Source organism: Acidovorax delafieldii (genome assembly GCF_007993815.1).
In the GTDB taxonomy this organism is placed as follows: domain Bacteria; phylum Pseudomonadota; class Gammaproteobacteria; order Burkholderiales; family Burkholderiaceae_C; genus Acidovorax; species Acidovorax delafieldii.
This window is the reverse complement of sequence record NZ_VJWE01000011.1, coordinates 1,282,515-1,299,491: the sequence shown is the minus strand read 5'-3', so window position 1 is coordinate 1,299,491 and position 16,977 is coordinate 1,282,515. Positions and strand designations below refer to the sequence as shown.

Here is a 16,977-nt window from a genome sequence, read left to right as displayed (position 1 = left end):
CCTCCTTTAGTTCGTCTTGGCCACAGCACTATCGGACTCAGGCTTCCACACCTGACCGATGGCCACGCTCTTGAGCTTCTTCTTGCGGCCGTACCACAGGTTCACCAGGCCACGCGAGAAGAACACGGCCGAGAACATGCTGGTCAGGATGCCGATGCAGTGCACCACAGCAAAGCCACGCACCGGGCCGGAGCCAAACGCCAGCAGCGCCAGGCCCGCGATCAAGGTGGTCACGTTCGAGTCCAGGATGGTGGCCCAGGCACGCTCATACCCCGCGTGGATGGCCGCCTGGGGCGACACACCCTCGCGCAGCTCTTCGCGGATGCGCTCGTTGATCAGCACGTTGGAGTCAATCGCCACCCCCAGCGCCAGCGCCATGGCAGCAATGCCGGGCAGCGTGAGCGTGGCCTGCAGCATGGACAAAATGGCCAGCAGCAGCAGCACGTTCACCGCCAGCGAGACGGTGGAGAAAATGCCGAACAGTGCGTAGTAGATGCACATGAACACCGCAATGGCCACCATGCCCCACACCACGCTGTGGATACCGCGCTCGATGTTGTCGGCGCCCAGGCTGGGGCCGATGGTGTATTCCTCGATGATTTCCATGGGCGCGGCCAGCGAGCCAGCGCGCAGCAGCAGGGCGGTGTCGTTGGCCTCGGCCGTGGTCATGCGGCCCGAAATCTGCACGCGGCCGCCACCGATTTCGGAACGGATGACAGGGGCCGTGACGACCTCGCCCTTGCCCTTTTCGAACAGCACGATGGCCATGCGCTTGCCCACGTTCTCGCGCGTGATGTCCTTGAAGATGCGGGAGCCCTTGGCGTCCAGCGTGAGGTTGACAGTGGGTTCCTGCGTCTGACCGTCAAAGCCCGGCTGCGCATCGGTCAGGTTTTCGCCGGTCAGGATGACCTGCTTCTTGACGATGACGGGCTGGCCGTTGCGTTCCAGGTAGCGCTCGGAGCCGAACGGCACAGGGCCGCGGCCTGTCTCTGCCGAACGGGCTTCGGTGCCCTCGTCCACCATGCGCACTTCCAGCGTGGCAGTGCGCCCCAGGATGTCCTTGGCCTTGGCGGTGTCCTGCACGCCGGGCAGCTGCACCACGATGCGGTCCAGACCCTGCTGCTGGATCACGGGCTCGGCCACGCCCAGCTCGTTGATACGGTTATGCAGCGTGACCATGTTCTGCTTGAGCGCCTGCTCCTGCACGCGGCGTGTGGCTTCGGGCTTGATCGAAGCGCGCAGCTTGAACTCAGTGCCTTCTGGCGTGGTGGTGACCTGGAGATCGGCGAACTGGTCGGCGATCAGGTTGCGCGCGGCCGTGGCCGTGGCTTCATCGCGCACCTTGACGTCGATGGACTGGCCGTCGCGGCTGATGCCGCCATGGCGGATGTTCTTGTCGCGCAGTGCCGTGCGGATGTCACCCGCATAGGACTCGGACTTCTTGGTCAGCGCCGCCTGCATGTCCACCTGCAGCATGAAGTGCACGCCACCGCGCAGGTCCAGCCCCAGGTACATCGGATTGGCGTGCAGGGCCTTGAGCCACAGCGGCGAACGCGACACGAGGTTGAGGGCCACGATGTAGGAAGGGTCGTTGGCGTCAGGCACAAGCGCCTTCTGGATGGCGTCCTTGGCCTTGAGCTGGGTGTCGGGCGTGTCGAAACGCGCGCGCACCGAGTTGCCCTCCAGCGCCACAAAGTCAGGTGTCACACCGGCGGCCTTGAGGGCTTCTTCCACCCGCTGCTGCACGGCGGTATCCACCTTGATGGTGGCCTTGGCCGACGACACCTGCACAGCAGGCGCCTCGCCAAAGAAATTGGGCAGGGTGTACAAGGCCCCCACCAGCAGCACGATCACCAGGATCGCGTACTTCCAGACCGGATAACGGTTCATGATCGCGCTCTCACCTCAGTTGTGCAGGCGCCCTACGCGCCAGCGCCCCCCGACCCCGACCCCGCGCCCGGACGGGCCGGGGCGCGCAGCGCCTCAGGGGAATGTTCATGGATTACTTGACGGAGCCCTTGGGCAGCACCTGCACCACAGCGCTGCGCTGCATTTGCACTTCCACGCCACTGGCGATCTCGATGTGCAGAAACCCTTCGGACAGGCGCGTCACCTTGCCCACGATGCCACCGGCGGTAGCCACTTCATCGCCCTTGGCGATGGCGTCGATCATGGCGCGGTGTTCTTTCTGGCGCTTCATCTGGGGGCGGATCATGACGAAGTACAGCACCACAAACATGAGCACCAGGGGCAGCATGCCGGTCAGAGAGGACATGATGTCACCGCCGCCAGCGGCTGCGGCAGGTGCGGTTTGGGCGAAAGCGGAAGAAATAAACACGGACTGGACTCCACAACGGATGGTCAAAATTCACACAACCCGCCCACACCACGCGCCAAAGCGCCTGCGGGGGCAGAACAGGGCATTGTATGCGGCGCCTTGAGCGCCGCCCAAGGGGGAAGACCCAAGCGCGCAGCGGGTGTTTTCCACCTGCGGGCCCCACAAGGGCCTGCCAGCGGAAATACAGGCCAAAAACGGGTGATGCGCTAGGGATTCATGCCTCGATAGCTACACTATTAATAGCAAAAGCCCGCACAGAGGCGGGCTTTTGTGGGAGACACTGACGGCAGAAAGACCTATCAGGCGACCTGACGCTGGACCGGGGCGCCCGTGCGCCACTGGGCCATCAGGCCGTCCCACTTGGGACGCGCCGCCTTCAGGTGCCGTTCCTTCACGTGGCCGTAACCACGGATCTCTTCGGGAATGCGGGCAATTTCCACCGCCAAGGCCAGGTTGTCAGCGTTCAGGCGGGCCAGCAGCTCGTCGACGCAGGCGCGGTATTCGACGATCAGCGCACGCTCCATGCGGCGCTCCTCGGTCTTGCCGAAGATGTCCAGTGCCGTGCCGCGCAGGCCTTTCATCTTGGCCAGCAGGCCGAAGGCGCTGCGCATCCAAGGGCCAAACGGCTGCTTCACCAGCTCGCCCTTGTCGTTCTTCTTGGCGGTCAGGGGCGGTGCCAGGTGGTGCACCAGCTTGTAATCGCCTTCGAACATGTTCGCGATCTTGTCCGTGAAGGCCTTGTCGGTGTGCAGGCGCGCCACTTCGTACTCGTCCTTGTAGGCCATGAGCTTGAACAGGTAGCGGGCCACCGCCTCAGACAGGCGGGTGCCGCTGCCCAGTTTTGCTTCCGCCGCCTTCACTTTCTCGACGAAGGCCTGGTACTCGGAAGCGTAAGCGGCGTTCTGATAACCCGTCAGGAACTCCACGCGCTTGGCCACCATCTCGGCCAGCGACGGCTTCTTGACGAACTGGATCACTTGCGCGGCCTGGAACAGCGCCTGCACCGCCGCCAGGTCGTGCGCGCAGCGGCGACCCCATTCAAACGCTGCCTTGTTGTTGTCCACCTGCACGCCGTTCAATTCCATGGCGCGCATCAGCGATGCGTAGGTGAGTGGCACGCGGCCCTTTTGCCAGGCGTAGCCCAGCATCAGCGGGTTGGTGTAGATGCTGTCGCCCAGCAGCTGGGTGGCCACTTGCTCGGCGTCAAAGCTGCCCACACCTGCCGCGCCTACGGCGGTGGCAATGGCGGCGTCGCAGTTGCCCCCAGGGAACTGCCAGTCCGGGTTGTTCACAAACGCCGCCGTGGGCGTGCTGTGGGTGTTGAGCGCCACAAAGGTGCGGCCGGGCTGCATGACAGCCAGGGTGTACTTGTGCGCGGCCACGATGGAGTCGCAACCGATCACCAGGTCGGCCTTGGCGGTATCAACCTTGGTGGTGTAGATGGCGTCGGGGCGATTGGCAATCTGGATGTGGCTCCAGGTAGCGCCGCCCTTTTGCGCCAGGCCCCCGGCGTCCTGCGTGATCACGCCCTTGCCGTCCAGGTGCGCGGCCATGCCCAGCAGCGAGCCGATGGTGATCACGCCCGTGCCGCCCACGCCGCCCACCACAATACCCCAGGCGCTTTCAGCCACGGGTAGCACGGGCTCAGGAATGGAGGGCAGCGCCGACAGGTCGCCCTTCTTCTCCTTCTTGGGCTTCTTGAGCTGGCCACCTTCCACCGTCACAAAGCTCGGGCAGAAGCCGTTGACGCAGGAGTAGTCCTTGTTGCACGTGCTCTGGTTGATCCGGCGCTTGCGGCCGAACTCGGTCTCCACGGGCTCCACGCTCAGGCAGTTCGACTTCGTCGAGCAGTCGCCGCAGCCCTCGCACACCAGGTCGTTGATGACCACGGTCTTGTCAGGGGTGGCCAGCTTGCCGCGCTTGCGACGGCGGCGCTTTTCGGTGGCGCAGGTCTGGTCGTAAATGATGGCAGTGCAGCCCTTGATCTCACGGAACTGGCGCTGGATGGTGTCCAGCTCGTCGCGGTGGTGCACCGTCACGCCATCGGCCAGGGCCACACCGTCGTATTTGTGCGGCTCGTCCGTCACGATCACGAGCTTTGCCACACCTTCGGCCTTGAGGCTGTTCATGATCTGCAGCACCGAGTGGCCCTCGGGCCGCTCGCCCACCTGCTGGCCGCCGGTCATGGCCACGGCGTCGTTGTAGAGCACCTTGTAGGTGATGTTCACACCCGCCGCAATGCTCTGGCGAATGGCCAACAGGCCGCTGTGGAAGTAGGTGCCGTCGCCCAGGTTGGCAAAGATGTGCGCGTCCGTGGTGAAGGGCTGCTGGCCCACCCAGGTCACGCCCTCGCCGCCCATTTGCGTGAAGGTGCTAGTGCGGCGGTCGGGCATCCAGTTGACCATGTAGTGGCAGCCAATGCCGGCGACGGCGCGGGAGCCCTCGGGCACACGGGTGCTAGTGTTGCGGGGGCAGCCGCTGCAGAACCACGGAGCGCGTTCGCCCGTGTCCACCTGCAGCTCCGTCATGGCGCGTTCGCTGGCCTCGATGATGGCCAGGCGCGCCTCCATGCGGGCCACGATGTCAGAGGGCACCCCCAGCTTCTTGAGGCGCTTGGCAATCGCCTTGGCGATGATGGCGGGCGTGAGGTCGGCCTTGGCGCGCAGCAGCCAGTTCTGGCTGGGGTTGGGCATGCTCCATTCGCCGCCGGTGGCGTCGCCCTCGGGCTCGTCGAACTTGCCCAGCACGTTGGGACGCACATCGGGGCGCCAGTTGTACAGCTCCTCCTTGAGCTGGTACTCGATGACCTGGCGCTTTTCCTCCACCACCAGAATCTCTTGCAGGCCCTGGGCAAAGTCACGCGTGATGGTGGCTTCGAGCGGCCACACCACGTTGACCTTGTGTACGCGGATGCCCAGGCTGCGGCAGGTGTCGTCGTCAAGGCCCAAGTCCACCAGCGCCTGGCGCGTGTCGTTGTAGGCCTTGCCGCTGGCGATGATGCCGAAGCGGTCTTGTTTGCCTTCGATCACGTTGTAGTTGAGCTTGTTGGCGCGGATGTACGCCAGGGCTGCGTACCACTTGTAGTCCATGAGGCGCGCTTCCTGCTCCAGCGGCGCGTCGGGCCAGCGGATGTGCAGGCCGCCGGGCGGCATCACGAAGTCCTCGGGCAGGATGATCTTCACGCGGTCCGGGTCGATGTTGATGCTGCTGGACGACTCCACCACCTCCTGGATGGTCTTCATGCCCGACCACACACCCGAGAAGCGGCTCATGGCAAACGCATGAAGGCCCATGTCCAGAATCTCTTGCACGCTGCTCGGAAAGAACACCGGCGTGCCGCAGGCCTTGAAGATGTGGTCGCTCTGGTGCGCGGCCGTGCTGCTCTTGCTGATGTGGTCGTCGCCCGCAATCGCGATCACGCCGCCGTGCTTGGCGGTGCCCGCCATGTTGGCGTGCTTGAACACGTCCGAGCAGCGGTCCACGCCCGGGCCCTTGCCGTACCAGATGCCGAAGACGCCATCGAACTTTTTGCTTTGCGGGTACAGGTCGAGTTGCTGCGTGCCCCACACGGCCGTGGCGCCCAGTTCTTCGTTCACGCCGGGCTGAAAGACGATGTTGTTGGCCGCCAGGTGCTTCTTGGCGGCCCACAGCGCCTGGTCGTACGTGCCCAGGGGCGAGCCCCGGTAGCCACTGATGAAGCCCGCTGTATTGAGCCCCGCCGCCGCATCGCGCTGGCGCTGCAGCATGGGCAGGCGCACGAGGGCCTGCACGCCGCTCATGAAGGCGCGGCCCTCGCCCAAGGTGTATTTGTCATCCAGAGTGACCGTCTCTAGCGCTTTGCGGATGGACTCGGGCAGGGGGGCGTTCATGGCTATGTCTCCAATGGCTTTTGTGATGTCCGCGCCTTGTGGGCACGCTGAGGCAGCACCTGCGGCCCGTTTAGGGCCACGGCACTAATGTGCAGGTAAGTGTATGTCTGCGCCGCTGATATGTCTTTGCGTTCTGTGCCGTGTTTAGGCTATTCTGAGAAAGGATCTTTCTCTTTTCGACCACTTTGTGAACACTCTCGACAAATTCGATATCGCCATCCTCAACGAGCTGCAGGCTGACGCCCGACTGACAAATGCCGAGCTGGCCCAGCGGGTGGGCCTGTCGGCCGCACCCTGCTGGCGCCGCGTGCGGGCGCTGGAGGAGCAAGGCTTCATCAAGGGCTACCGCGCAGAGATCGACCGGCACAAGATCGGCCTCGGGGTACTGGCCTTCGTGCGGCTGGATGCGGACCGCAGCACGGGCAACCTCACGCGCAAGATGGAGGAAGCCATCCGACAGATTCCGGAAGTGGTGTCGTGCCACTACATCAGCGGCACCGGCACCTTCGAGCTGCAGGTGGTGGCACGGGATCTGGACAGCTTCTCGCAGTTTGCGCGTGACGTGCTGCTGAACCTGCCCAACGTGAAAGACATGCACACCAGCTTCTCGCTGGGTGAGGTGAAGGCCAGCGGGGCGCTGCCGCTGACACACCTCACACGCACACGGGCTTGAAGGCGCGCCGCTCTGGCTCTGCTGGCTCCAAAAGGCAGGGCAGATTGGGGCCACGCCTCATTTCATGAGCGCCTCAGCGCGGCCACAGCGCCCAAAGGCGCAAGTTCTGCTTGAGCCGGCCCGCGATGTCACCCGCCTCTGGCCCCCAACCCGTGAAATAGTCCGCACGCACTGCACCGAGGATGGCGCTGCCCGTGTCCTGTGCGAGCACCAGGCGGTTGAGCTGCACCTGCGGGCCGGACGAGGCCAGCCACACGGGGGTGCCGTAGGGAATGCTCTGCCGGTCCACCGCAATCGATCGGCCCGGCGTCAGGGGCACGCCCTGCGCACCACGCGGGCCAAACCCGGCGTCCAGCGGGCTCAAAGGCTCTTCGCGGAAGAACACATAGCGCGGGTTGCTCCACAACAGCTCATTGGTGCGCTGGGGGTTCGCGGCCACCCAGGCGCGGATGCCCGGCCAGGTCGCATCGCGCGTCAGGCCCTGGTCCAGCAGCCAGCGGCCCACGCTCTGGTAGGGCTGGTCATTGGTGCCTGCGTAGGCCACCCGCACCAGCGAGACCGAGCCGTCGGGCTCGGTGATGCGCAGACGGCCCGACCCCTGGATGTGCAGCACCATGGACTCGATGGGATCACGCAGCCACGCAATGGCCCGGCCCGCGAGCGCGGCCTGGGCCTCCGGCAGGGTGTCAATCTGCTGGCGGGTGTACCAGGGCTTGCGCGCCCCCAGGCTGGTGGGTACCCGATAGATAGGCACCGTGAAACCATTGCCGGGCTGGCGTGCCGCGTCCATCATGGGTTCGTAGTAGGCCGTCAGCAGACCATCGGCGTTGCCGTCAGTGGCCTCGACGCGGTAGGGCTGCAAGCGTGCGATGAGCCAGGCGCGCTGCTCATCGGCCGTGGCAATGCTCAGCTGCCGGACCTCGCTGCACAGCGCAGTGAAGGGCGGCTGGGGCCGCTCGCAGCTCTTGATCCACGCGTTCCAGGCTTCGTGCAGCGCGTCTTCGGTAAAGCCCGGCAGCTCGGCCCAGCGCACGGGAATCCAGCGGCTTTTGGGCTGCGCCATGGGCGATGGCAGCGGGCCGGTGTCGCCCGGCAGCACCACCGCACTGGGCGGCAGCGGCGCAGGAGTGCCCCCAGGGCGTGCGGGGACTGGGGCAGGGGGCGTGGAGCAGGCGGCCAGCGTTCCTACAATCAGCGCGGTCAACGCAACGCGCAGGAGTGTCAATTTCATGGGGCTGATTTTGCTTGAAGCGCTGCTGGCGCTGGTGGTACTGGTGGCTATCGTGTGGTGGACCATGTTCTCGGGCCGCAAGGGAGGGGAACTGAAGTCCCCACCGCCCGCCGACAGCGACAAGCATCCGCCAGCGCCTTGAACGGGCAGTGAGTTGCGCCCCAGGGACGGCCCTGTCCTACAACCGATGGGCCAGCGCGCCGATGGCACAGCTTCATCACGGGCCCCACGATGGCGTGAGCTGGGTGATGCCACTGCACGGGACGCGATAACGCTCCGACAGCGCGGCGGGTGCAAGGCCCGCCCACCCAGCGCCACCGCTTTTCAAGGAGCACACACATGCGCACACACATTCAAATTCTCGGCGCTGCCGCCGCCATCGTTCTGGTTACCGGATGCGCCAGCATGGATGACACCCAGCGCCGCACAGCCACCGGAGCTGGCATTGGGGCGCTGGCAGGCGCGGTCATCGGCTCCGCGACCGGCGGCAGCGCCGGGACCGGCGCCGTGGTGGGGGCCGGTGTCGGGGCACTGGGCACCTACATCTGGTCGCAAAACATGGAGCGCCAAAAGCGCGAGATGGAACAGGCCACCCAGGGCACCGGTATCGCCGTGACCCAGACGGCTGACAACCAGCTCAAGCTCAATATCCCCAGCGACATCTCGTTTGCCGTGGGCCGCTCGGACATCCAGCCCAACTTCGCGCCGGTCCTGGACCAGTTTGCCGCAGGCCTGCGCAACAACTCGAACACTGACGTACGCATCGTGGGGCACACCGACAGCACAGGCAGCGATGCCACCAACAACCCCTTGTCGATGGACCGCGCCGCAAGCACCCGCAGCTACCTGACAGCGCGCGGTGTGGATGGCCGCCGCATCGTGATCGAAGGCATGGGCGAGCGTTACCCCATCGCTACCAACGATACCGCCGAGGGCCGTGCGCGCAACCGGCGGGTCGAGATTTTTGTGGGCGAACGACCGCGGGGCTGATCGCCCGGACTGCGAACTCCCCGCCAGAAGGTGGGCTCAGTTACCCGTGCGCAGCAGGTTGGCCAACTCCACAGCGGACTTGACCTGCATCTTGTCGAACACCCGTGAGCGGTGAACCTCGACCGTGCGCACGCTGATGTCGAGCTGGTCAGCGATGAGCTTGTTGGGAAGACCGGCCACCACCAGGTCCATCACATCACGCTCCCGCTCGGTCAGTTCGCTCAGCCGCACCTGCAAGTCACTGCGTTCGCGCACCTGGGCCAGCCGCTCGGCCGATTGGGCGAGTGCCTGCTCGATGCGGTCCACCAGCGCGTTGTCGGAAAACGGCTTCTCGCAAAAATCAAAGGCCCCCCGCTTGACGGTGTCCACGGCGGTGGGCACGTCCGCATGACCAGTGAGAAAGATCACCGGCATGGTGGCCAGGTCGCCCCGCGCGGCCAACACGTCAAACAGTGCCAGCCCGCTCATGCCAGGCATACGCACATCCAGCAGCAGGTAACAGGGCTGGCGTTGGGGGGGCCGCTTTTGCAGCAGGGCATCGAAGGCTTCGGCCGAATCAAAGGACTCGCTGGGCAGCCTGCGCGAGCGCAGCAGCCAGGCCAGTGCCTCGCGCACGCTGGCGTCATCGTCCACGATGTACACGGTGGCGTTGGTGATGGGCTCCATAGATCAGTTCAGTTGTCCATTGCAATGTCAGTCACGCGCAGACGATGAAAGCGCCAAAGCCCCAGCGCTGGCCGCCGTAACTGCCTCAGGGGGTGGCTCCATTGTTCACGGGCAGCGTGAAGGTGAATACCGTACCACGGGGCTCATTCGGCGCAAATCCGAGAAAACCGCCGTGTTGTTCAATGACGGTGCGGCACATGCTCAACCCCAAGCCCATGCCCTCCGGGCGGGTGGTGAAAAACGGGGTGAACAGTTTTTCTGCGACCTCGGGGGGAATCCCGGTTCCCACATCGGTCACAGCAAATTCAATCCAGCCGTTGTGCGGATTGGAGGCAGCACGCCGCACCCGGATATCCAGCACGCGATTGCGCACGCCGGGATCATCCATCGCCTGCATGGCATTGCGCGCCAGGTTCAGCAATACCTGCTCCACCATCGTACGGTCACACAGCGCGGGCGCCAGGCCCTGCTCCACCGATGTGTTGACGCGCACGCCCAGTTTGCGGGCCTGCAGGCTCACCAGCGGCAGGATGGCATCGAGCAATTGCTGCGCATGCACTGCCTCACGGGCTTGGTCGCGGCGCCGGACGAAGTCGTGAACACTTTTGATCACTCGGCCCGCTCGCTCGGCCTGGCGGGCAATCTGGCGCATGGCCATGCGCACATCCTCCAGCGCGTCGGGCTCGGGTACAGACGCACTGGCGGGAGTGGCATGTTCCAGCAGGTTGATGGAGCCATTGGCGTAGCTGGAGATGGCGGCCAGCGGCTGGTTGAGTTCATGGCTGAGCAACGAAGCCATCTCGCCCACCGTGGCCAGCCGCGCAGTGGCCTGCAGCCGCTCCTGCGAGGCGCGGGACAGCTCCTCGACCCGGCGCTGTTCACTGATGTCCAGGAACGCGCTCATCCAGCCGGTGTGCTGGCCTTGGGCATTGATGAGCGGGGCCTCGATGATCAGCACGGGAAACCGCGTGCCGTCCTTGCGCATGAACTCGGACTCAAATCCCTCGCGCGGCGGCATGGTGCCGGCAAAACGGATGGCCTGGCGCTGGCGGTATTCCTCCACACGCTCGGGGGGCCAATAGGGTGCCGACATGCTCAGGCCCAGCAGCTCCTGCGGGCTGAAGCCCACCATCTCGCAGAAGGCCGGGTTGACGTAGGTGATGCGCCCCTCCAGGTCGCGCGCGCGAAGCCCGGTCACCAGCGAGTCCTCCATCGCCTTGCGAAAGGCCAGCGCATCGGCCAGGTCACGCTCGGCACGCAGGCGGCGGCGGTTGTCGCGCACCAGCACTACCATCACCGTCACCAGCGCAATCGACATGGCCGTGACCAGGGCCGTCAACACATTGGGGAACAGGCTGGGTGCACTGTGCCAGCTGTCCATGCGCAGCACCAATGTACTGCCTGGCAAGTCCAGCAGATGCTGTGCCGAGAACATGCGCGACCCCCGTCGCGCCGCTCCCAGCACCGCCAGCCGGGTGCCGTCGGCCTCTGTGAAGGAGGCTTCCTGGCTGCGCGTGAGGTTGTGCCCCACCAGATTGGCCAGGATGTCCTGCAGCGCATACGTCGCGACCAGATACCCCATGGTGCGTCCGCTGGCAGACAACGGAACACACAGTTCCATCATCTCCGAGCCCAGGCCGTCACCATGGGGCTGAAAGTAGCTGCTGGAATACGCTGGCCCCCCCAGGCGACGCGCGTTGGCACAGGCGATAGTGAGGTCCGACTGGCCACTATCGCGCAGCCGCATGTCCCAGGCCACCGGGCGGTAGGGTGACTGCACGTGGGTGCGCATGCGCAGATTCGCATCGCGCAGCTCAATACGCACGAGCTCGCGCCGGTTACGCAGCAGGTCAGACGCCTCGACCTCCCAGGCCAGATGGCTCGGGTTGTCGCTGGGGAGTGCCTGCAGGCTTTGCAGGTTGTGCGTCAGCGCGGTGCGGATGTCCGAGACTGCATCGGCGGTGTCCCGCTCCAGGCGGGTCTGCACCTGGCTGGCTTCATAGCGCCCGGCCAGCCACACCATGGTGGCAAGCATGGACACCACGAGCAGCACCAGCGCCGTCCACAACGACCAGCGCCGCCAGGCTCCGCGCCAGCGCTGCAGCAGGGTGCGTTTGACGGGCGTTGGCTTCACAGGACGCGGTGGGTCAATGCTGGCAGCTGAGCGCGCACGGCACTCAGGCGCTGCGCGTCCAGCTCGCCGGCTACCACGCCAGCGCCTTGATCGTGCTGCGCGATGATGCTGCCCCAGGGGTCCACCAGCATGCTGTGGCCCCAGGTGTGGCGGCCGTTGGCGTGCACACCGCCTTGGGCAGGGGCGAGTACATAGGCCAGGTTTTCCACCGCGCGGGCACGCAGCAACACTTCCCAGTGCGCCTGACCCGTGGTGTGCGTGAAGGCGCTGGGCACCAGCAGCAGGTCCGCACCTGCGCGGGCATGCGCGCGGTACAACTCCGGAAAGCGCAGGTCGTAACACACGGACAACCCCACCCGCCAGCGCTGACCGCTGCGCGCTTGCAGATCAAACTGCACCGGGGTGTCACCGGCGTCGATGACACGGCCTTCGTCGTACTGTTCAGCGCCGTTGCTGAAGCGAAAGAGATGGATCTTGTCGTAGCGCGCCACACAGGCACCCGTCGGGTCGAAGACCAGCGTCGTGTTGCGCACACGGTCCGGCGTACCCGTGGCCATCGGCAGCGTGCCGCCCACGATCCACATCTCAAGCGCGCGCGCGATATCGGCCAGAAACTGCTGGATCACGCCGGAACCAGCGGTCTCGCGCAAGGCGAGCTTGTCAGTGTCCTTGTGCCCCATCAGGCAAAAATACTCCGGCAGCACCGCCAGCTCAGCGCCGCCCTGCGCAGCCTGTTCCAGCAGCTGGCGCGCAACGCGCAGGTTATCGTCCAGCGCGATGCCAGACACCATCTGGATGGCGGCGACTTTCATGAAGGTTCTCCAGTCTTGGGGGGTGGGTTGGCCCGGGGCGTCGCCTCGGTGGCAGGGCTCGATTCGCGCCCGCGGCGGGCTACGCGCACCACCCGCGGGTCGGCCCAGGTGCCATCGATGCGGAATTCCTGCGTGGCAGCCTCGATGAGCGGACCGCGCAAAAACACCTGTGCCAAAAAGCTGCCCAGACCAATCACCGGGTTGATGGCCGTGGCCACAAGCGACGCCGTCATGGCGTTGATCTCTGGCACCACTACCACACGCAGGTCCTGCGTCTCCTGGTCGATGTTGGCGCTGCCTTCCATCAGTACGGCCGCATTGACGCCCTTCATCTGCAGGTTGTTGGTGGTGGCCACGCCGCGCTCGATGCGTACATCACCGCGTACAAAATCAAACGCAAAACCTTCACTGAACACATCGCGAAAATCCAGTGTCAAGCGGCGCGGCAAGGATTGCAGGCTGAGCACGCCCAGCAGCTTGGCCAGACCAGGATCAGCCTTCAGAAACTGGCCGGATTCGACATTCAGGTTGATCTGCCCGGTCATGCTGCGGTAATCGGGGCTGAAGGGAGCGCCAATCCAGCCCACCTGCCCTTCCATGCGGCCCTTGCCGCGCCGCACCACGTTGGCCATGCCCAGGCGGGCCAGCAGATCGCCCGAGTCGCGGATATCGAGCTTGAAGCTGAGCACGGTGCGCCGCTCGGCCGAACGGGGGCCTGCAGAGGCTGCATTGAGCACCGCCCAGTTGCCGTTGGCAGTGAAAGCCGCTTCGGGCGCCGTGATATTGAACTTGGACAGGCGCCATTCGCGCTGCACCCCCTCGCCGCCCCGGTTCTGGGCCTCCATCTCCACCCGTCCCAGCCGCTTGCCACGCAGCTCGAAATCCTCCACGACGATGTCCAGCGCAGGCAGGTTGCCCGGTTGCTCGTTGAGCAGTTCTTCGACCTGGGTCACGTCGCTTTGCGGCATGTTCACACGCGACAGCCGGGCAAACAAACGGCCGTTGCTGAAGTCGGGCGATCCGGGCTGGCGGTACTCCAGGTAGCCATTGAGTTCGGTGGCATCGAGGTTGGCACGCCAGGTGGAGCCGTCGCGCAGCGCACCTGCCACCACGTTGTGCAGCGTGCGGCCTTGCAACGTGAGCTCGCGCGCGCGCAGCGCCAGGGTGGTGGGCAGATAGTCCTGTGCCACGGCCTGCCCGGCAGGCGTGGTCGCCACTGCGGCACCCCGAGGGGCGGGCTCGGCGGCAGTGGCCCGGGTGAGCACCTCGTCCCAGGCGTCCACATCCAGCCTGCCCTGGTTGATGTTGGCAGCCACGCCTTGCGCAGGCATCGGGGCGGACTCGCCGTTGCTCAGGCCCATACCGATGGCGCCGCGCAGCACGCGCGGCTGGGGGCCGCTCAGGTCGCGCAGGTAGGTGGCGGAACCAAGTGATCCCAGGTCCAATACGATCTGGTCCCGCAACGGGGGGGCACTGCTCCCGTTGCCGTTGCTGCTCGCCAAGCCCACCAGTGATTCGCGCGCCACCTGGTTGTCAAAGCGCAGGGGCAGGCTGCTGTCCGCCGTCTTGCCCAGCGGGGGCGGCAAGGCCAAGGCCAGGCCCTGCAGGCTGGTGTTGACCTGCAGCTCGGGCACCCCCCGGCGAAACGACAGGGCCAGCGTGTACGGTGCGCTGCCGGTGGCACGCCGCGCCAGTTGCGACAACATGCCCAGCTGCGGGGTTTGCTGCAGGCCTTCGGCCGTGGCGGTGCCCTGCGCACGGATCTGCACCGCCGACTCGGTGGCCGGGGCATTGGCCGCCAGCGCACGCATGCCGCCTTCCAGCCGCACGGGGCCGCCCAGCGCCTGGGCCTGCACATTGGACAGCGAAAACCCGGTCTCGCTGAACTGCACAGCGCCCCGCACGCGGGTGAGCGCCGGGGTGTCGGGGTTGATGCGCAGCTCATTGCCAGCCAACGTGACGCTGCCCTGCACCTTGGATTTGTTGATGTCGCTGATGGGCAGGCTCAGTCGCAACTGGAAGTCGGCATTGCCCGTGCCGCTGGCCTGCTCCAGCGCATTGCCTGTCATACGGCCCAGCGGTGATGTGGTCATGAGCGTGAGCAGCTCTGCCAGCGGGCCGCGTGCATCGGCGCTCACGCCCACCACGGTGTGCGCCAGGTCTGGAATGCGGGCATCGACCTTGGACAGCCGCAGGCCCTTGCTGCCTGCAAAGCCGCCGCTGGCGCCGCGCACCTGCATGGACGAACGCTCAAAAATCAGCTCGCCGCCGAGGTCAGTCAACGCAGGCCAGGGCAGTGTGCCCGCAGGCTGCAGCGCAATAGGAACGTAGGCATAAGTCACGTCCTTGACGCGCGCCGCAATGCGGAACTCGCCCTGCTTGGGATCGTTGAAGGGCAGGTCATGCAGATCGCCCTTGACGCGGAACTGCACATTGCTGGCGCTGCCGGCGACCACCGCGTCGCGCACATAGTGGCGGGATTCGGCAGGAATGGACAGGGGCAGGTAGCGGTGCACCCGGGTGCCGTCGGCGCGGTGCAGCGTGCCCGTGAGGTCCAGCACCCCCGGAAAGCGCGACCGGTGTGGCGCCTTGGATGCGTCGCTGGTGTGCCAGGTGGCACGGGCATCGCCCTGCGCATCGGCGTTGGCGAACTGCACATCATTGGCCTGCACGGCAATACGGCTACCGTCCAGCTGCCAGCGCACGTCGGCACTGAACCGGTCCAGCGGCAGGACGGGTTCCTCGAACACCCCTGGCAGCACCAGCGCACCTGACGCCATGGTCAGTGCCGCCTTGCCCCCTGCCTGGTTCATGTCGATGTCCACATTGGCGCCACGCAGACCCAGGTGGGCGGGGGCCGAGCCATCCGTGGCACCCGCCAGTGCCAGCCCCTGGATACGCCCCTTGACCTGGTACTGCTGCAACGCATCCAGAGGTCCCTTCCAGGTGGCCTGGATCTCTTCCACCAGCCCTTGGGGCGTGTAAGAGCGCAAGGCGTCGTGGGCGACCGTCCCCAGCGGCAGGCGGCTGGCCACCTGCGCCAGGGCCGCCAGGTCCAGCCGGTCAGCCCGCAACTCGCCTTGCGCCGGGGCCTTGCCGTTGGCATCGGTGTGCACCAGCCGCAAGTTGCCGCCGGGCCAGGTCAGACCGTCATCGGTCTGGAACTGCAGCGCCTGCGTCGAGAACTCAAAGCCGCCGGTGAGCCTCCGCCCCCCCAGCCGGCCCTGGATGGAAGGAAGAACCAGCGGGCGCAGATCGGCGGCCAGCGTGGTGTTCACATCGGCCAGCGCCAGGTCGGCCGTGCCCCCCACCACCTGGCCGCTGCGCACATCGGCCCAGGCCCGCAGCGCGCCCCGGCCCTGCGCCACCTCGATGCCCACATCGGCGTGGTGCCGCAGATGCGACACATCGACCCGCGTGAAGTGCGCAAACACCTGACCGTTCCAGTGCTTCCAGTTGCCATCGCGGGCGCGCAGCAGCGGCGCGCGAAACAAGCCGACCAGGCTGAAACGGTCCCCCCATTCCGGCGGCGGCGTGGCATCCACCCGGAGGTTGTGGCGCCAGTTGCCGTTGCGCAAAACCAGATCCACCTTTTCCAGCGCCAGCTCGGGAGCGCCGCGCTGCTCATCGGTCCAGCGCACCGTGCCGTCCTTGATGTAGACCTCGCCCTGCGAGAACAACCAGTCGGCCGCCGCGCTGCTGTCGCCCTGGTTCTGGGCAAACTCCAGCCCCGCCACATAGATGCGTCCGTCACTCGCCCGGCGCACATCCAGGTCGGGGCCTTCGATGTAAAGCTGCTCGAACCCCCACTGCAGCAACGAACGGGGTGACAGCGCCACCACCACCCGGGGCAGGCGCAACGCAGTGCGGCCCGAGGCATCCAGCAGCGCGACATCAGACAGCTCGATGGACGGGATCAGCCCCTCGGTGCGGGCCACGATGGCGCCGATCTGCACGGGAACCCCCAATACCCGTGCGGCCTGCGCCTGCAACTGTGGGCGGAAATCACCGATTCGCGGCACAATCCAGCCATGAAGAGCCCCCCATGCGATGGTCAGCAACAGCCAGAAGGCGAGCAACAAGCCCAGCGACCACCGTGCAAAACCTGCGACTATTTTCAGCAGGCGTGAGGGGTGCGAGGTGGGATCGATCATGGTGAGATGGAAAGTGGCAGGAATTATGACCCGCAGCCCTGGCGTGGGTTCACTCGTGTCCCGAGTGCCCAGTGAGCTTTTGTATGCCGTCGGGCCCGCAGACCAGCACC

Annotated in this window: 11 protein-coding genes; 3 read left to right on the top strand and 8 right to left on the bottom strand. The window is 65.8% G+C overall.

The genetic code is table 11. From position 1 onward, the window contains the following. Positions 1–6: 6 nt before the first annotated feature. From secD to ATF69_RS08645, 3 genes are all read right to left on the bottom strand, one after another. Positions 7–1,890, bottom strand: coding sequence for a protein translocase subunit SecD (secD, locus tag ATF69_RS08655; protein WP_146870597.1), 1,884 nt, complete (start codon positions 1,888–1,890; stop codon positions 7–9). Between the two features lie 112 nt (positions 1,891–2,002). Then, the gene (gene yajC / locus ATF69_RS08650; RefSeq protein ID WP_015016243.1) at positions 2,003–2,338 is read right to left on the bottom strand and encodes a preprotein translocase subunit YajC; all 336 of its coding nucleotides are present in this window, start codon (positions 2,336–2,338) and stop codon (positions 2,003–2,005) included. Between the two features lie 299 nt (positions 2,339–2,637). Next, entirely contained in the window at positions 2,638–6,207 is a 3,570-nt protein-coding gene (locus ATF69_RS08645) for an indolepyruvate ferredoxin oxidoreductase family protein (protein WP_146870596.1), read from the bottom strand. Between the two features lie 187 nt (positions 6,208–6,394). Between ATF69_RS08645 and ATF69_RS08640 the strand changes: the two genes are divergently transcribed. Further along, complete coding sequence (locus tag ATF69_RS08640; RefSeq protein ID WP_056067858.1) at positions 6,395–6,880, top strand: Lrp/AsnC family transcriptional regulator; 486 nt, start codon at positions 6,395–6,397, stop codon at positions 6,878–6,880. 73 nt (positions 6,881–6,953) lie between these two features. Here ATF69_RS08640 and mltA read toward each other — a convergent pair whose 3' ends face one another. After that, on the bottom strand, positions 6,954–8,177 hold the full coding sequence (gene mltA / locus ATF69_RS08635; RefSeq protein WP_121941332.1) for a murein transglycosylase A: 1,224 nt from the start codon (positions 8,175–8,177) through the stop codon (positions 6,954–6,956). Between mltA and ATF69_RS23145 the strand changes: the two genes are divergently transcribed. Both ATF69_RS23145 and ATF69_RS08630 read left to right on the top strand, forming a co-directional pair. After that, a complete protein-coding gene (locus ATF69_RS23145) occupies positions 8,110–8,253 on the top strand; it encodes a hypothetical protein (RefSeq protein ID WP_165836524.1) in 144 nt (47 codons plus the stop codon). The two genes, mltA and ATF69_RS23145, sit on opposite strands and share 68 nt — an antisense overlap. A gap of 197 nt (positions 8,254–8,450) precedes the next feature. After that, complete coding sequence (locus ATF69_RS08630; protein ID WP_146870595.1) at positions 8,451–9,101, top strand: YiaD family glycine zipper/OmpA-like lipoprotein; 651 nt, start codon at positions 8,451–8,453, stop codon at positions 9,099–9,101. A 36-nt stretch (positions 9,102–9,137) separates the two neighbouring features. Here the strand turns inward: ATF69_RS08630 and ATF69_RS08625 are convergent, their stop codons facing one another. The 4 genes from ATF69_RS08625 to ATF69_RS08610 all read right to left on the bottom strand — a co-directional run bounded on the left by ATF69_RS08625 (position 9,138) and on the right by ATF69_RS08610 (position 16,867). Then, complete coding sequence (locus ATF69_RS08625; protein WP_146870594.1) at positions 9,138–9,767, bottom strand: response regulator transcription factor; 630 nt, start codon at positions 9,765–9,767, stop codon at positions 9,138–9,140. A gap of 85 nt (positions 9,768–9,852) precedes the next feature. Then, on the bottom strand, positions 9,853–11,901 hold the full coding sequence (locus ATF69_RS08620; RefSeq protein WP_244303679.1) for a two-component system sensor histidine kinase NtrB: 2,049 nt from the start codon (positions 11,899–11,901) through the stop codon (positions 9,853–9,855). Next, positions 11,898–12,713, bottom strand: a complete 816-nt coding sequence (locus tag ATF69_RS08615) for a carbon-nitrogen hydrolase family protein (RefSeq protein WP_146870593.1) — start codon at positions 12,711–12,713, stop codon at positions 11,898–11,900. Before ATF69_RS08615 ends, ATF69_RS08620 begins: the two co-directional genes overlap by 4 nt. Next, positions 12,710–16,867 carry a YhdP family protein gene (locus tag ATF69_RS08610; RefSeq protein WP_146870592.1) on the bottom strand — a complete coding sequence of 1,386 codons (4,158 nt, stop codon included), beginning with the start codon at positions 16,865–16,867 and terminating at the stop codon, positions 12,710–12,712. Before ATF69_RS08610 ends, ATF69_RS08615 begins: the two co-directional genes overlap by 4 nt. Positions 16,868–16,977: the final 110 nt, after the last annotated feature.

Bases quoted from the DNA above. Each gene is read 5' to 3' on its own strand.
- secD (WP_146870597.1), bottom strand. From the start codon at position 1,890: ATGAACCGTTATCCGGTCTGGAAGTACGCGATCCTGGTGATCGTGCTG.
- ATF69_RS08645 (WP_146870596.1), bottom strand. From the start codon at position 6,207: ATGAACGCCCCCCTGCCCGAGTCCATCCGCAAAGCGCTAGAGACGGTC.
- ATF69_RS23145 (WP_165836524.1), top strand. From the start codon at position 8,110: ATGGGGCTGATTTTGCTTGAAGCGCTGCTGGCGCTGGTGGTACTGGTG.
- mltA (WP_121941332.1), bottom strand. From the start codon at position 8,177: ATGGTCCACCACACGATAGCCACCAGTACCACCAGCGCCAGCAGCGCT.
- ATF69_RS08630 (WP_146870595.1), top strand. From the start codon at position 8,451: ATGCGCACACACATTCAAATTCTCGGCGCTGCCGCCGCCATCGTTCTG.
- ATF69_RS08625 (WP_146870594.1), bottom strand. From the start codon at position 9,767: ATGGAGCCCATCACCAACGCCACCGTGTACATCGTGGACGATGACGCC.
- ATF69_RS08615 (WP_146870593.1), bottom strand. From the start codon at position 12,713: ATGAAAGTCGCCGCCATCCAGATGGTGTCTGGCATCGCGCTGGACGAT.
- ATF69_RS08610 (WP_146870592.1), bottom strand. From the start codon at position 16,867: ATGATCGATCCCACCTCGCACCCCTCACGCCTGCTGAAAATAGTCGCA.